Annotated in this window: 11 protein-coding genes; 5 read left to right on the top strand and 6 right to left on the bottom strand. The window is 40.7% G+C overall.

Features of this window, described 5'->3' with window-relative positions; translation table 11 throughout:
* Positions 1–3: 3 nt before the first annotated feature.
* Both AN393_RS00250 and AN393_RS00245 read left to right on the top strand, forming a co-directional pair.
* A complete protein-coding gene (locus tag AN393_RS00250) occupies positions 4–621 on the top strand; it encodes an HAD family hydrolase (protein WP_055013485.1) in 618 nt (205 codons plus the stop codon).
* Between the two features lie 121 nt (positions 622–742).
* Positions 743–1,468, top strand: a complete 726-nt coding sequence (locus tag AN393_RS00245) for a YebC/PmpR family DNA-binding transcriptional regulator (RefSeq protein ID WP_055017007.1) — start codon at positions 743–745, stop codon at positions 1,466–1,468.
* Between the two features lie 90 nt (positions 1,469–1,558).
* Here AN393_RS00245 and AN393_RS00240 read toward each other — a convergent pair whose 3' ends face one another.
* Positions 1,559–3,751: a malate synthase G gene (locus tag AN393_RS00240; protein ID WP_055013483.1), complete on the bottom strand. Its 2,193-nt coding sequence runs from the start codon at positions 3,749–3,751 to the stop codon at positions 1,559–1,561.
* A 236-nt stretch (positions 3,752–3,987) separates the two neighbouring features.
* Here AN393_RS00240 and AN393_RS00235 point away from each other — a divergent pair, with 236 nt between their 5' ends.
* Complete coding sequence (locus AN393_RS00235) at positions 3,988–5,589, top strand: isocitrate lyase (protein ID WP_055013482.1); 1,602 nt, start codon at positions 3,988–3,990, stop codon at positions 5,587–5,589.
* Positions 5,590–6,271: 682 nt separating this feature from the next.
* On the opposite strand, the gene AN393_RS00230 is transcribed toward AN393_RS00235, so the two are convergent.
* The 3 genes from AN393_RS00230 to AN393_RS00220 all read right to left on the bottom strand — a co-directional run bounded on the left by AN393_RS00230 (position 6,272) and on the right by AN393_RS00220 (position 10,995).
* On the bottom strand, positions 6,272–8,308 hold the full coding sequence (locus AN393_RS00230; RefSeq protein ID WP_055017006.1) for a S9 family peptidase: 2,037 nt from the start codon (positions 8,306–8,308) through the stop codon (positions 6,272–6,274).
* A 139-nt stretch (positions 8,309–8,447) separates the two neighbouring features.
* Positions 8,448–9,179 carry a 5-oxoprolinase subunit PxpA gene (locus tag AN393_RS00225; protein ID WP_055013480.1) on the bottom strand — a complete coding sequence of 244 codons (732 nt, stop codon included), beginning with the start codon at positions 9,177–9,179 and terminating at the stop codon, positions 8,448–8,450.
* Positions 9,180–9,198: 19 nt separating this feature from the next.
* The gene (locus tag AN393_RS00220; protein WP_055017137.1) at positions 9,199–10,995 is read right to left on the bottom strand and encodes a glycoside hydrolase family 3 protein; all 1,797 of its coding nucleotides are present in this window, start codon (positions 10,993–10,995) and stop codon (positions 9,199–9,201) included.
* Positions 10,996–11,740: 745 nt separating this feature from the next.
* On the opposite strand from AN393_RS00220, the gene AN393_RS00215 reads away from it, so the two are divergent.
* Positions 11,741–11,950 (top strand): cold-shock protein, encoded by a 210-nt coding sequence (locus AN393_RS00215; RefSeq protein WP_004587186.1) that lies wholly within the window; start codon positions 11,741–11,743, stop codon positions 11,948–11,950.
* A gap of 176 nt (positions 11,951–12,126) precedes the next feature.
* Positions 12,127–12,828 (top strand): ABC transporter substrate-binding protein, encoded by a 702-nt coding sequence (locus AN393_RS00210; RefSeq protein ID WP_055013479.1) that lies wholly within the window; start codon positions 12,127–12,129, stop codon positions 12,826–12,828.
* Positions 12,829–12,843: 15 nt separating this feature from the next.
* Here the strand turns inward: AN393_RS00210 and AN393_RS00205 are convergent, their stop codons facing one another.
* Together AN393_RS00205 and AN393_RS00200 are read right to left on the bottom strand one after the other, a co-directional pair.
* Positions 12,844–13,557 carry an ABC transporter substrate-binding protein gene (locus AN393_RS00205; protein ID WP_055013478.1) on the bottom strand — a complete coding sequence of 238 codons (714 nt, stop codon included), beginning with the start codon at positions 13,555–13,557 and terminating at the stop codon, positions 12,844–12,846.
* A gap of 446 nt (positions 13,558–14,003) precedes the next feature.
* Entirely contained in the window at positions 14,004–15,227 is a 1,224-nt protein-coding gene (locus AN393_RS00200; protein ID WP_055013477.1) for a NupC/NupG family nucleoside CNT transporter, read from the bottom strand.
* Between the last annotated feature and the right edge of the window lie 3 nt (positions 15,228–15,230).

Below are 15,230 nucleotides of genomic sequence, written 5' to 3'. Positions count from 1 at the left end.
TGAATGAAAGCACAAGTAGAGGCTATTCAGGGAGTTATATTTGATTTAGATGGTACATTAGTATCGTCGGAGTTAGATTTTTCTCTTATAAAAGCACAAATAGGTTGCCCTTGCGAGAAAGACCTACTTGATTATATTGCCCAATTGCCATCGCCCTACATGCGCGAAGAGGCGATGAATATAGTGCATCAACATGAGCTACAAGATGCTCAATTTGCGACTATATTGCCAGGGGTTACCGAAGCCGTTAATGCTTTAAAGGCGAAAAATATTCCTATGGCAATTGTGACTCGCAATTTTGATAAAGCGGCGGCAATAAAGCTGCAAAATAATCCGCTCCCCATTGAAACAGTATTGACCCGTAGCGATGCTCCTGCCAAACCCGATCCCAGTGCCTTAAACGCAATTGCAACACTTTGGAATATCAGTGCCAGCAATTTGTTATATGTTGGGGACTTTTTATACGACATTCAGGCTGCACATAATGCCAATATGCGCGCTTGTTTGTATGCGCCTAATATGGTGCCTGTTTATGCCGATCAGGCTGACTACGTTTTACGCGACTTTATTGAATTGGTAACTTTAGTTGAAAGTTACTCTCAAAAAGTTGAGTTATGTTAAATAGGCTTTCAGTGGTTTTTTTGTGTAATAAACCTCACTTTATTTAAATATCATAACTAGCCCAATAGGATTTGAATTGGTAAAATATTGGTAAAATTAACGTATTGATTAGAGGCACAAGATGGGCAGAGCATTTGAAGTCCGTAAGAGCTCGATGGCTAAAACAGCCAACGCAAAAACTAAAGTTAACTCAAAGTACGGTAAAGAAATTTATGTTGCCGCTAAAAATGGCGAACCAGATCCCGATGTCAATCAATCACTGCGTCGCCTTATAGAAAAAGCAAAAAAAGACCAGGTACCCGCTCACGTAATAGAAAAAGCAATCGAAAAAGCAGCCGGCGGGGCAGGGGAAGATTATTCTCCTGCACGTTACGAAGGCTATGGTCCAGGCAACTGCATGGTTATTGTTGACTGTTTAACAGATAACCCAAACCGCACAATTAAAGATGTTCGTTTGCCGTTTACCAAAACAGATTCAAAAATTGGTACTCCGGGCTGTGTTGCACACATGTTTGATCACCTTGCTGTACTTGGTTTTGCCGGTGATGACGACGAAGTCGTACTTGAAGCACTCATGATGGCTGACGTTGATGTAACCGATGTTGAAGTTGAAAATGGCAAAGTGTCGGTATTTGCACCACATACTGAATACTACAAAGCAAAAAAAGCACTTGAGGAAAACTTTGAAGGGATCAACTTTGAAGTAGACGAAATTACATTTGTGCCGCAAGTACATGTTGAAATTGAAGACGAAGAAGTAATTGCTAACTTTGATAAGTTCATCAATATGCTTGAAGACTGTGATGACATACAAAACGTATATCACAATGCAATTGTTAAAAATTAATTTAAAGCAAAACTACAGTTAGCTTTAAATAAACAAAAAGCGCGTTTTGTGTAGGCAAAACGCGCTTTTTTAGCATTAAATAAATGTTAGCTATTCAGCTAGGTTATGGTGTTGTGCTTTATATTTTAAGCGGTAGCTGTGTAATAGGGGCTCGGTGTAGCCACTTGGCTGCTTAGCACCTTCTAATACAAGCGCCAAAGCGGCTTGATAAGCAATACTATTTTTAAGTGACTCTTGGGTTTGCGCCATTGGCTTATACGCACTATCGTGCTCGTTTTGGCCATCGACTACCTTGGCCATTTTAGCCATAATCGACTCTATTTGTTGCTGTGTACACACACCATGCTGTAGCCAATTTGCCATATGTTGGCTTGAAATTCGTAAGGTTGCTCTGTCTTCCATTAAACCTATGTGATTAATATCAGGCACTTTTGAGCAGCCAATGCCTTGGTCTATCCAACGTACTACATAGCCTAAAATGCCTTGTGCATTGTTCTCAAGCTCACTTTGAATATCTTCTTTACTGAGCGTTTGTGGCTGGGCCATTAAAGGCGGTGTAAGTAAATCTGTAAGGCTTGCCAAGCCGCGTTTGGCAATTTCTTTTTGCTCGGTAAATACATCTACATCGTGATAATGCATAGCGTGCAAAGTGGCCGCGGTAGGCGAGGGCACCCACGCGGTATTAGCGCCAGACTGCACATGAGCCAGCTTTTGCTCCATCATAAGGGCCATTTTATCTGGCATTGGCCACATACCTTTGCCTATTTGCGCTTTACCACTTAGGCCGCAAGCAAGGCCTGTATCAACATTACGATCTTCGTATGCTTTGATCCACGGCTGAGTTTTAATAGCAGCTTTTGGCAAAGCGACCCCTGCGTGCATAGAGGTATGAATTTCATCGCCGGTGCGGTCTAAAAAGCCAGTATTTATAAACACTGCGCGCGCTCTAGCTGCATGTATACAGGCTTTTAAATTGACTGAAGTACGGCGCTCTTCATCCATAATTCCCATTTTAAGGGTGTTTCTTGGCAAGCTAAGCGCATCTTCTACCATGGTAAAAAGTGTATTTGTAAAAGCAACTTCTTCGGGGCCATGCATTTTAGGTTTTACAATATTGATACTTTGCGCACTGGTATTTTTAATGCCTGAGTGTTTATTTAAATCGTGCAGGGCGGCGGTCGCCGTAAACATTGCATCCATAATGCCTTCAAATACGCTTTGGCCGTAAATGTCGGTAATGGCGGGGTTTGTCATTAAGTGGCCCACATTACGTACAAACATCATACTGCGGCCTTTAAGCGTAAGGCTACTGCCATCAAGGGCGGTATATTGCCTATCGCTTTGTAAGGTACGCTCTATGGTTTTATCACCTTTTTTAAATGATTCAACTAAGTTACCTTGCATCAAGCCAAGCCAATTTTTGTAAACTTGTACTTTATCCTCGGCATCTACTGCGGCAACCGAGTCTTCGCAATCCATAATGGTTGTCAGAGCAGCTTCAAGCAGTACGTCTTTTAGGCCTGCTTTATCGGCTTGACCGATAGGGTGATGGTGATCTATTTGTAGCTCTACATGCAGGCCATTGTTTTTTAATAAAATTGCGCTTGGGTTTTGCGCCTCCCCTTGGTAACCAATAAGTTGCTCGGGGTTTTTTAGTTGGGTATGCGAGCTGTCTCTTAGGGTGATAGACAAGGCGCCTTCAACAATGGAATAGTTGGTACTTTCTATGTGTGAGCCATTTTTAAGGGGGAGGGCTTTATCTAAAAATTGGCGCGCATACGCCATTACTTTAAAACCACGAACTGGGTTATACGTAGTGCCTTTTTCGGCCCCGTCGTCTTCACTGAGTACATCTGTGCCGTAAAGGGCGTCGTATAACGAGCCCCAGCGTGCGTTAGCCGCATTAAGCGCAAAGCGTGCGTTACTAACTGGCACAACAAGCTGAGGGCCTGCACTAAGCGCTATTTCGGGCTCTACATCTTGCGTTTCTATGGCAAAGTCTGCAGGCTCGGGTACTAGGTAACCAATCTCTTTTAAAAATGCTTGGTAGTGCGCGCTATCCCACGTTTTATGTTCTTTATGGTAGTCATCTATTTGTTGCTGCAGCTGCTCGCGCTTAGCGAGTAGGGCGTTATTTTGTGGGGTAAGCGTTTGTACTATATTTGCAAAGCTTTGCCAAAACTGCTGTTCTGATAGGTGCGTGCCTGGGAGTAGCTGTGTTTTTACAAAGTTGGCCAGCTGTGTATCTACGCTTAGCCCTGAGTGTGTGAGAGTGTGTGCCATATTTACCTTCCTTAAACGGTCGCGGTGTTGTTGTGTGCGTTAAAGCAACCATAACGCAAAAAAGGCTCAGTGCGTGCTTTTTAGCCATTCATAAAAAATATAGCGGTAATAACAACTATAAATTTACTAAATCTAAAAAATAAGCCTAATGTTGAATTAAGCGATACGGAGCACACACTCCTAGCCACTCTCACAACAATTTAAATAATTTATAGACCCGTTCGAAGGATTTTATTATGACAACATACACACGTGAAACCGATACTCTAGCAACACTTTGCCAATCTCAAGGTAGCGCATGGAAAGCCATTAACCCAGAGTATGCAAGCCGCATGCGTTTACAAAACCGTTTTCGTACTGGGATTGAAATTGCACAATACACCGCAGATGTAATGCGTGAAGATATGGCCGCTTACGATAAAGACACCAGCCAATACACGCAGTCTTTAGGTTGCTGGCATGGTTTTACTGCGCAACAAATGATGATGGCAATAAAGCGTCATCAAAAAACAACTAAGCGCAGTTATGTTTACTTAAGTGGTTGGATGGTTGCTGCGCTTCGCTCTGCATTTGGCCCGTTACCGGATCAAAGTATGCACGAAAAAACCTCTGTGCCGGCACTCATTGAAGAGATTTATACGTTTTTAAAGCAAGCCGATGCACGAGAGTTAGACCACTTATTTAACGAGCTTGATGAAGCCAAAGCCAATGGCGGCGATGTGCAAGCGGTACTTAATAAAATCGATAACTTTGAGACACATGTAGTGCCCATTATTGCTGATATTGATGCAGGTTTTGGTAACGAAGAAGCAACCTACCTACTTGCTAAAAAGATGATTGAAGCGGGTGCCTGCGCCATTCAAATAGAAAACCAAGTGTCTGACGCTAAACAATGCGGCCATCAAGCAGGTAAAGTAACTGTTCCGCACGAAGATTTTTTAGCAAAAATTAATGCTGTACGTTACGCATTTTTAGAGCTAGGAATTGATAACGGGATTATTGTTGCGCGTACCGACTCATTAGGTGCAAGCCTTACGCAAAAAGTGCCTGTGTCGCAAACACCAGGCGACTTAGCTAGCCAATACAATGCGTTTTTAGAAACCACGCCTATTAACGGTGTAGATGATTTAAACGAAGGTGATACGGCAATGAAAATTAATGGCCAATTATGTAAGCCAACGCGTTTAGAAAACGGCTTGTACCAGTTCCGCGAAGGCACTGAAAAAGACCGCGTAGTACTCGATTGTGTTACAAGCTTACAATCAGGCGCTGATTTATTGTGGATAGAAACCGAAAAACCACATGTTAAGCAAATTGCAGAGCTAGTAAACCGCGTTAAAGAACAAGTACCGGACGCTAAACTTGTTTATAACAATTCACCATCATTCAATTGGACACTTAAATTCCGTGAGCAAGTGTATCAACAGTGGGTAGAAGAAGGTAAAGATGTAAGCGCGTACCCAACTCTTGGCGATAACAAAGGATTTATGGCACCAGAAATGGACGCTACAGAGCTTGCAGCCGAAGCGGATGTACTAGTACAAAATTTCCAGCGTGATGGCGCACGTGAAGCAGGTATTTTCCATCACTTAATCACGCTACCTACTTATCATACGGCTGCACTAAGCACCGATATTTTATCAGAAGGCTACTTTGGTGACATGGGGATGCTTGCCTATGTACGCGATGTACAACGTCAAGAAATACGCCGTGAGCAAGCTTCAGTTAAGCACCAAGATTTAGCTGGCTCAAATATTGGCGATACACACAAAGAGTACTTCTCTGGTGAGAACGCACTTAAAGCCGGTGGTGAAGATAACACCATGAATCAGTTTTAACGTTTCTAGATAGTGTTACTCAAGGGCCTTACGGCCCTTTTTTTGTGGCTGATTATTAATACTATTCAGTAATAAAGCTTAATCACTTCGAGAGTTAAACGTGTCGTTATTGGTGTTAAAAAACTCTCATTTACGACTTCATGGAGGCAAAGCAAGGCAGGGGCAATCTCCAAGAGCAACTAAATAGCTCATTTTTGCTTAGCTATTAACACGTTTTCCATCTTCAAAATTGTTCACTTAAATAGGCGGATTGGTATCACTGTTTGAGATTTAGATCAGCTTTTAACTAGCTCAGTTATTTTGAGATCAGAATTTAACTAGCTTTTAAGTTGGCCTGATTTAATAGCTTATTTTTACTTTAAATACGATGAAATAGAGGAAAAAACAAAAGAAAACAGCCGTTTTTAAGTTTATAACAGGTATCAAGTAAAATAATAAACCGAATTTTTACTAACTAAGCTCTGTTATAAAACATTTTTTTACTAACTGAGCGCTTATAAACAGTGACTCAAACCGATTTTTTACTAACTCAAACCATTAAAAACACAATAAACCGAAATTTTACTAACTGAAAACCAGCTAAGTCCGATATGGTTAAAGATTAAAACTGTAAAGGGGGTTTACAGTTTTAGCAAAATATTAGCCACGCAGAGGTGGCTAATATTAAATTTAGTCACAGTACTTACTTTTTGTTTGTATGTTTATCAAACCACCATTGGATATAAGCGACTTTGGTCATTAAATTAGAAGGGCGAGCTGTAATTCCATGCGAGGCATTAGGTATACGTACCATCGCAGTATCAACACCTTGGAGCTTAAGAGCTTGGTAAAATTGCTCGGTTTCTGAAATTGGAGTACGGTAATCAGACTCACCTGTTAAAAGCATAGTGGGAGTTGTTACGTTCCCTACATAACTAATAGGAGAGCGTTTCATGTAATGCTCCATATGATCCCAAGGCTTACCCGGAAACCAGTAATCAGCGAAGAATGGATAGAAATCGGCAGTTAGTACAAAACTGATCCAATTAATAACAGGTTTTGCAACTACGGCAGCGGCAAACCTATCAGTGTGACCTACAATCCATGCGGTTAATACACCACCGCCCGACCCACCGGTAACAAATAGTTTAGACTCGTCAATAAAGCCTTTTGCTATTAGCGCATCAACACCGGTCATTAAATCGTCAAAATCGTTACTTGGATAATTATGATGAATTGTCTGCGCAAAGGCTTTACCGTATGAATCGCTGCCACGAGGATTCATGTATAAAACCACGTTACCTTTGGCTGCAAATAATTGCACCTCGGTACTAAAATGAGGGCCGTAGTTAGCCACAGGGCCGCCGTGAATTTCTAGTACCAGTGGGTATTTTTTTGATTTATCAAAGCCTGGTGGGTAAGCTACCCAGCCTTGAATCGGTAATTGGTCGTGGCTTGATTTAAGCCAAATTTCTTCTACTTTTGCCAGTTGTTTATCGCCTAGTGCATCGACATTGAGTGTGGTGAGGCGCTGAACTTTACCGCGTTTTATAGTGGCTATATCTGCAGGGCGCTGAGTATCGGCAAGTGTAAAAGCAATGTCGCCATCTTCGCTTATATCAAAGTCACCACCTGAGTAGGGGCGGCCAAAAGCAACACTACCAATTTGCTCAGTGATCACTTTACGGTTGCCACTGCGAGGCTGATAAGCAAGGGTGGTTTGACCTTCATCTGCGTAGCTAAAGTAAACCCCTTTAGAATTAGCACTCCATTTAATTTGTCCCACGCTTCTATCAAAGTTAGGGGTTAGGCTTGTTGTTTTACCAGACTTTAAATCGCGAATATAAAGTTGCGTGTTTTCGTAATTAGTACGTTTATCGTCATACCCTGTATACGCTAAGTAACGCCCATCGGGAGATACTTTAGGTTGTTGATCTGGCCCATTGCGGTTGGTAATGGCCTTGATGTCTAGGGTGGTTAAATTAAGTTGGTATATTTCACTGTTGATTGGCTTTAATTGATTTTGTTCATGGCGATTGGCAGAAAAATAAAGGGCTTTACCGTTTTTACTGAAACTTACTTCACCCGCATTATCAAACTTATCGTGTGTAAGCTGCTTTGCATTACCGCCGTTGGCATCTATAGCAAATAATTGATTATAGCCTTTTTGTGTGTAGCCTCCACCGTCGGCTCGGTAGTAAACATCGTCTATAAATTTTGCTGGTTCGGCCCACGTCGCGCCTTTAGGCTTACCAGGCAAGCTTACAGGGGCGGCACTGCTACTTGGCACAAACATACTAAAAATAAGTTGATTAGAATTAGGGCTCCAAGTAATTGCACGTGGGTTGCTGGTTAGGTTACTTATTTTTGCTAAAGCACCTGTTTTAAGCCACTTTATATAAATTTGGCTGCTACCATCGCGGTTAGATATAAATGCAAGGCGCTGGCCATCAGGTGAAAGAACAGGGGAGTGATCCATATGAACGCCAGAGGTAAGCGGCTGTAGTTGTTTGGTTTTATAATCAACTGACCAAATATTACTGACTTTACGGTCGGTTTTTATATCCATCCGATTACGTACAAAGTACACCGTTTTACCATCGTCGGTTATATCAATTTGATTGGCATATTCAAGATTAAACACATCTTGTAGCTGTAATGTGTTGTCCTTTGCAAAAGCTAACTGACTACTAGCTAGTAATAAACTGCTACTTAAACTAAGTGCTATAAGCGTCTTCATTTGTATTCCCTGTTGTGTTTTTTGTATACATAGTTATATGTCAGCAGGGAAAGGATGAAAAGCGCAATGCGGTGAAACAATAATTTGTAACTACGAGTTAAAGCTGTAAAGGGGCTTTACAGCTCAAAAGTATGAGTTATTAAGTTAATTCACACAGGGATTTAATTTCTTTAATAAGTGCAATACCGGCTGCGTTGTCGCCATGTACACATAAGCTGTTAGCGTTTAAATTAAGTGTACTACCTGAGCGGGTAGTGACTGTGCCGTCGTTTAAAAGCTGTTTTACTTGCGCTAAAAGCGCTGGTTTATCGTGAACACTGCCCTCAAGGTGGCGAGATACTAAGTGTCCTTCGTCTGTGTATTGCCTGTCGGCAAAGGCTTCTAAAATTAGCTCAACGCCTAAGCTGTTTGCGGCTAAAGAGTGTTTAGCAGAGTCTTTAGTGGCTAATAGCATAAGCTTTAATGGCGACGGGTAGTGCGCAACGGCTGTAATAACCGTTTGTAAAATATGATCGTTTTTCATCATATCGTTATACAAAGCACCATGTGGCTTAACATAGCTAAGTGTTAAGCCTTGCACTTTGGCCATGCCATCAAGGGCAGCAATTTGGTAATGTAAGCAATTAGTCAGTTCTTGCGCACTCAGCGCCATAGAGCGCCTACCAAAACCTTGTTGGTCGGGATAACTTGGATGCGCACCTATTTGAACGTTATGCTGCTTTGCTAAATATAATGTATCAGCGATGACATCTGAGTCACCAGCATGAAACCCACAAGCAATATTCGCCATATCAATATGAGGCATTACCTCATCATCTAACCCCATTTTCCATGCGCCAAAGCTCTCGCCTAAATCGCAATTAAGTTTCATTTTATATCCCTTGTTTTTATTATTTTATGGTAACAGGCAGCACGCCGTGAGCCGGTACATTACCCAACAATACCTTTGCTAGCGCTGTAAATGCAGGCCCTGCAACCGCATTGTTTTTATCTGTATCTATATTGTACGCATAAGAAGCAAGCACTGCATCAGCTTTGCTGCCAAACTGCGCTATGTCGTAGGGGGCACGTAAGCTTATAAAAATTGTTTTTTTATTCACAGATGCTGCAATATCCAGTAAAGATGCCAGCGCTTTAGGTTGCTCTGCCGTATTGAGCGCAAAGCGAGGATTGTCTTTTAAATCATCCATTCCGCCAATCTCTACTGCACTTTGGTTTGGTGTGGCGTTGCCCGCGATAACAATATCTGCGTTTTTAATTAAGTTATGTGCTTTTACTGGGTCAAAGCCTTGCAAACTGCTGCAACTATATTTAAGCGTAATTGAACTTGTGGCGCTAAGTGCTTGCTGCATAGCCATGCATTTTCGTGTGTCGGGCATAATAATATGTACATGCTGCCCTTTAGTTAAATTAAGGGGTAATGCGTTATTGTTATTTTTAACCTCGGTAATGGCGTTTACGGCAAGCTCAGCTTCTATTTTTCGATGAGCTTTAGAGCCAATAATATTTTTTGCTTTAGCTAACGAGCTTAATGGGTCTAACTTGGTCGTTAATTTAAACTTATTTTTTAACGTTGTTATACGCGCAGCCGATTGAGCCACTTCGTTTTTATTTAGCTGGTTGCTGTTAACCGCTGCGATTAGTTCATCCATGAGTTCGTCTAGTGCGTTTAAATCATCCGGTGTTCTTATTTCTATGGGCATGAGGGCTAAATCTACGCCTGCTGCAAAAGTATTAATTACCGCTTGGGTAGGAGTAAAAAAATCGCTAATGCCAGCCATATCGAGTGCGTCGGTAACAACTACGCCTTGATAATTTAACTCGCCTCGTAAAATATCAGTAATGATAGTACGCGACATAGTGGCAGGCTTAATCATACTTTTGCCTTTAGTACTAACAAATGTACTGCTATCGAGCTGTGGGTATTGAATATGCGCCGTCATAATCATCCCCGGGTTTTGCGTAGCAATAATATCCTTAAATGGAGCGAGATCTTGCTGGTAAATTTCTTCTTTAGAATGGTTAACTTGTGGCAAACCTGTATGGCTATCTACGTTGGTATCGCCGTGCCCTGGGAAGTGTTTTAACGACGTTATTACCCCATTGTTTTCGTACCCTGCAACTTGGGCTGCGCCAAGCTTACTGACTAAAGCTGGATTTTCACCAAATGAGCGTACATTAATTACAGGGTTATCTGGGTTCATGTTTACATCTACGGTGGGAGCATAGTTAACATTAATACCTAAAGATTTAAGTTCTTTTGCTATAACCGTCGCTATTTGCGTCGCGTATTTTGTACCGTGCTTTTCATATGTAGCCCCAATAGACATGTTACCAGTAAATGAGGTGGCCACGTCGCGAGGCAGTCTAGCAACGCGCCCGCCTTCTTGATCTATTGAAATAAATAACGGCAGCTTAGAGCTCGACTTGCTAGCAGCATTTTGTAATTGGCTATTAAGGTTAATGGTTTGCTCAATAGATTGGGTGTTTTCAGAAAATAAAATTACCCCACCAATATTATGCTTTGTAATGGCCGCTGCTAGTTCATCAGGGAGAGACGTAACCGGTGTTCTACATTGTTTGCTTGACCCTTGTTGGCAAAAATAGCGTAAATCGAGTATTAGTTTTTGCCCCAGTTGTTGCTCAAGAGACAGAGTAGGCTTAGCAAAAGAAGATTGTAATGGCATTAAACACCCAGATAAAAAAACAACAGACGAAATAAAGCATTTATTTAGCAAAACACACTCCAGCGCTAAATAGATAAGTACCAGTAGCTTATCTACTTTTTTATACAACTGCAAAGTGCAGCTGCTTGTATGAGCAGGGTAATTTATTGGGCGTGTATCATTGCTGAATACAGATTTTTAGTTTGTACCAACATGTACAGCTAAAGTGTTTTTGGAGTAAGTAGTAATGCACTTTGCTTAAGCCACAGTATATATTTACACCGTTTGGTAACAATACACTTTTAACGCATGCAGTGGATGTTACAAAGGCGCTAACGTACATAGGTTCTGGCGCAATTAAACGTGGCAGGTGAGGGTGATGTTATTTCCAATGGTGGGTATGCTTATAAATAGGGGCTCTGCAAAGGAGATGATAAAAAGCTGAGAATTTAATAGTGTGCAGTTTAAATAAGCACGTTAACTACAAAAGCCTTGCTGTGGTTAGGTTTCAGGTTAGTTGCGAGGCTATTTATAGCAAAGCCCAAGCACTATTTATTAATTGTATTACCATAAAGGCTTGACATAAATAGTTAACTCTATATAGTGGGCCGCAGCTAGAAAGAAAGCATGATAGTTTATAAATCTTTATTTCGTTGTTGTATAAGTAATACTTGTAGTACCGTCCTGAAGTTTTTAAGTACCATCTCATTTTTTGCTACACCCGCTCTTACGAGCATATTTTTTATTTTTATATCAGGATATTACAATGTCTAACATCGTATCAGGTACAGTTAAGTGGTTTAACGAGTCTAAAGGTTTTGGTTTCATCGAGCAAGAAAACGGCCCAGACGTTTTTGCACACTTCTCAGCAATCAAAAGCGAAGGTTTCAAAACTTTAGCTGAAGGCCAACGTGTAGAGTTCACTCTTTCACAAGGTCAAAAAGGTCCTCAAGCGGATAACATCACTCCGTTATAATTTTTACTGTTAAAGTAAAAATAAAAAAAAGCGCTTAAGGCGCTTTTTTTGTGCCTAAAATTTGACTGTCCTACCTAAACACCTATTCTTTTATAAAAATTTATTATATTTATTGTGGTGTTGTTATTTTAAAAGCCTTACTTTCACTTCTTTTTATATTTTGCATACAACCTGTTTTGGCAAATAGCTTTAAGCTAACTATATATACTGATCATTTTGCACCCTATAACTTTTTAAACGATGAAGGTGTTTTGACTGGTGTAAATTTTGATATCGTAAATACATTATGCATTGACGCAAACATAGAATGCACATTTAGAGTGCAGCCCTTTGCGCGTGCTATGAAGTCTGTATCGTTAGACCCCCACTCAGCAATATTTTCTGTAGCTAAACATGAAAACCGGGTAAGTGTATTCAATTGGTTAGGGCCATTAGTTTCAGGTAAAACCTACTTTTATAAATTGGCTGGTAACAATCAAGTACAGAGCGCTAGTTTGAGCGAGCTTAAAAGTTATACTTTAGGTATTGTTAGAGGAGATATATATAGCACCCTAGTCGAAAAGGCGGGTTTTGAACGCGGCAAAAACCTCTTGGTGGTGGCACAAGAGCAAGAGTACATTGAGCTATTTATAAAAAAGAGGTTAGATTTAATTATAGGATCGGAGCAAGTCGTTAATAACCAACTTAAGGCATATGGTTTATCGCTAAGTAATGTTGAACAACTGTATGAGCTGCCTGTTCCGCCTTCTCTAAAAGATAACTATTTGGCGTTTAATAAACAAGTGCCTTTAGAGGTTACTAAGCGCTTTGAAATTGCGTATAACAAGCTTGTGCAACAGCGAGGGCTGGCATATTTTATGGCCCCCTATGAAAAATAATTAAGCTAGTTAAGGCTAAATATCATAGGGTAGGGGCGTTGTTTTTACTACCTCAAAATAGGCTTCATTAAGGGCCTTTATATATTTTAGATCAGTATTTATGTTGGCGGCTAAGTATGCATTAATGGTTAATTCATCCACTTTATAAAGAAAGCTTAAATGGTTTTTTTCATAGCCTAAGTACTCTACCATTTTAACCATAAAGTTTTTATCATCTACAATTAAGTCGACTTTGTTTGCTAACAAAAGCGCATATGATTTTTTTATGTCAGAGGTTAGTACCACTTCAAAGCCTATTTTCGATAACGTATCTGTTGCAAAATCGTTGCGCTGCATCGCAATTTTATATTTTTTAGCATCCTCAGTTGTTGAAATACTTATATCTGAGCGACTACTTAAGCTAATAAATCCTAGTTCAAAATGACCTACTGGGCCGCCTATCCAGTGAAACTTAGCCTCTCGTTCTGGGGTTCTGGCGAGGCTATATATAAATGTATTATCGACTGTTGTTGCTAATTTATAAGCACGCGCCCAAGGGTACATATGAATGTCGGGAGATAAGCCAGCAGCTTTAAAAATGTCGCGTATGAACGCAGTGCCAGAGCCTGACACCTCTCCATTAACGAGGGTTTGATGCGGTGGTGAAAGCTCCGTAACGACTAAAATTTGCTTAGATGAAGCAAAGCTAAAAAAAGAAAAAAACAGCAATAAAGATACAATTACACGCATTAATTAAGTTCATCTCATAGTGTTCAATAACGAATACAACGCTTAGCTGGCCATCACATAGCAAAAAGTAAATAGGTTTTATTTTTTTGATAGTTTTGTGACTAATAGCTCATAAGCAAAAACACACGCCACTTATGTGCAAAAGATGCGGCAACGTTACAGCAAAAAATTACTACTAAGTGTGGTCTAAGATTGCAAATTTACCAATAATTAAAAGGATTTATGAAAAAAAGCTTATTTATTACGGGTGTTTGAGTAAACAGCTCGTTGAGGGAGGGACAAAGGCTAGTGCTTATTTAACTAAAAGGAGTAAGTTTTTAATAGCCCTAAAACGATAAAAGGGCCTTGCGGCCCTTGGTGAAGTATCGTTCAAGTCAGATAGTGCTTTAACCCCTTAAAGTACTATCTTCTTGTTTTGCAACACCGGTGTTCATCTCATTAAGTTTCTAAGCTAGCGAGAGGAAAAACCCAGCAATTGCTGCGCTCATAAGGTTAGCCATAGATCCTGCTAACACTGCTCTGAGCCCTAAGCGTGCGATATCCTTTCGCCGACTAGGCGCCATACCGCCTAATCCACCTAGTAAAATAGCTATCGACGATAGATTAGCAAACCCACACAAGGCAAATGTTACAATTGCTTGAGTGTGCGCACTTAACGTATCGCGATAATTTATAAAGTCTAAGTAAGCAACAAACTCATTTACTACTAACTTTTGACCAATAAAACTACCTGCTATGATTGCCTCATCCCATGGTACGCCAAGTAACCATGCAACAGGGGCAAATACATAACCTAAAATCTCTTGTAGCGTTAAAGTAGGATAGTCAAACCACCCTCCAATTCCGCCTAATAAGCCGTTTAATAACGCTATTAATGCTACGAAAGCTAATAGCATTGCGCCCACATTTAGCGCTAAATGCATGCCGTTAGCTGCGCCTGATGCTGCTGCATCAATAACATTAACAGGCTTGTCTTCATCGCTATCTAACTCTGCGAGCGTATCTTTAGGTGTTTCGGTTTCTGGCACAATCATTTTGGCCATTAAAAACCCACCTGGTGCAGCCATAAAGCTAGCGGCAATTAAATACTTAAGCTCTACACCAATTATTACGTAACCTGCCATTACAGAGCCTGCTACCGTGGCTAAGCCACCTACCATTACTGCAAACAACTCAGACTTAGTCATGGTTGCTATAAACGGCTTAACGATTAAAGGTGCTTCAGTTTGGCCTACAAATATATTAGCCGTTGCTGAGAGCGATTCTGTGCGCGAGGTTTTCAATAATTTTTGTAAACCGCCGCCCAAAATTTTAATTATCCAATCCATAATGCCAATGTGATAAAGCACAGCAACAAGTGCTGAGAAAAACACAATGACCGGTAAAACTTGAATAGCAAAAATAAAACCTAGCGTGTCTTGCGAAGCAAGTGGGCCAAATAAAAATCCAATCCCATCGTTTGCAAAACTAATAACCGAAGAAACGGCACTAGACATACTTGCTAACACATTTTTGCCTGCTTCAAAAAACAGTACAAACCCACCAATAACTACTTGCATAGCAAAGGCTATCGCTACGGTGCGTAAGTTTATTGCTTTGCGATTAGTCGACGCCGCAAAAGCAATACTTAGTAGTACAAACATGCCTACTAAGCTCATAAATGTTGTCATACA

Source organism: Pseudoalteromonas sp. P1-25 (assembly GCF_001401805.1).
Classification (GTDB): domain Bacteria; phylum Pseudomonadota; class Gammaproteobacteria; order Enterobacterales; family Alteromonadaceae; genus Pseudoalteromonas.
This window is presented reverse-complemented; position numbering and strand designations above follow the sequence as displayed.

Coding starts and splice junctions, on each gene's coding strand:
- AN393_RS00250 (WP_055013485.1), top strand. CDS start 4: ATGAAAGCACAAGTAGAGGCTATTCAGGGAGTTATATTTGATTTAGAT.
- AN393_RS00245 (WP_055017007.1), top strand. CDS start 743: ATGGGCAGAGCATTTGAAGTCCGTAAGAGCTCGATGGCTAAAACAGCC.
- AN393_RS00240 (WP_055013483.1), bottom strand. CDS start 3,751: ATGGCACACACTCTCACACACTCAGGGCTAAGCGTAGATACACAGCTG.
- AN393_RS00235 (WP_055013482.1), top strand. CDS start 3,988: ATGACAACATACACACGTGAAACCGATACTCTAGCAACACTTTGCCAA.
- AN393_RS00230 (WP_055017006.1), bottom strand. CDS start 8,308: ATGAAGACGCTTATAGCACTTAGTTTAAGTAGCAGTTTATTACTAGCT.
- AN393_RS00225 (WP_055013480.1), bottom strand. CDS start 9,179: ATGAAACTTAATTGCGATTTAGGCGAGAGCTTTGGCGCATGGAAAATG.
- AN393_RS00220 (WP_055017137.1), bottom strand. CDS start 10,995: ATGCCATTACAATCTTCTTTTGCTAAGCCTACTCTGTCTCTTGAGCAA.
- AN393_RS00215 (WP_004587186.1), top strand. CDS start 11,741: ATGTCTAACATCGTATCAGGTACAGTTAAGTGGTTTAACGAGTCTAAA.
- AN393_RS00205 (WP_055013478.1), bottom strand. CDS start 13,557: ATGCGTGTAATTGTATCTTTATTGCTGTTTTTTTCTTTTTTTAGCTTT.
- AN393_RS00200 (WP_055013477.1), bottom strand. CDS start 15,227: ATGACAACATTTATGAGCTTAGTAGGCATGTTTGTACTACTAAGTATT.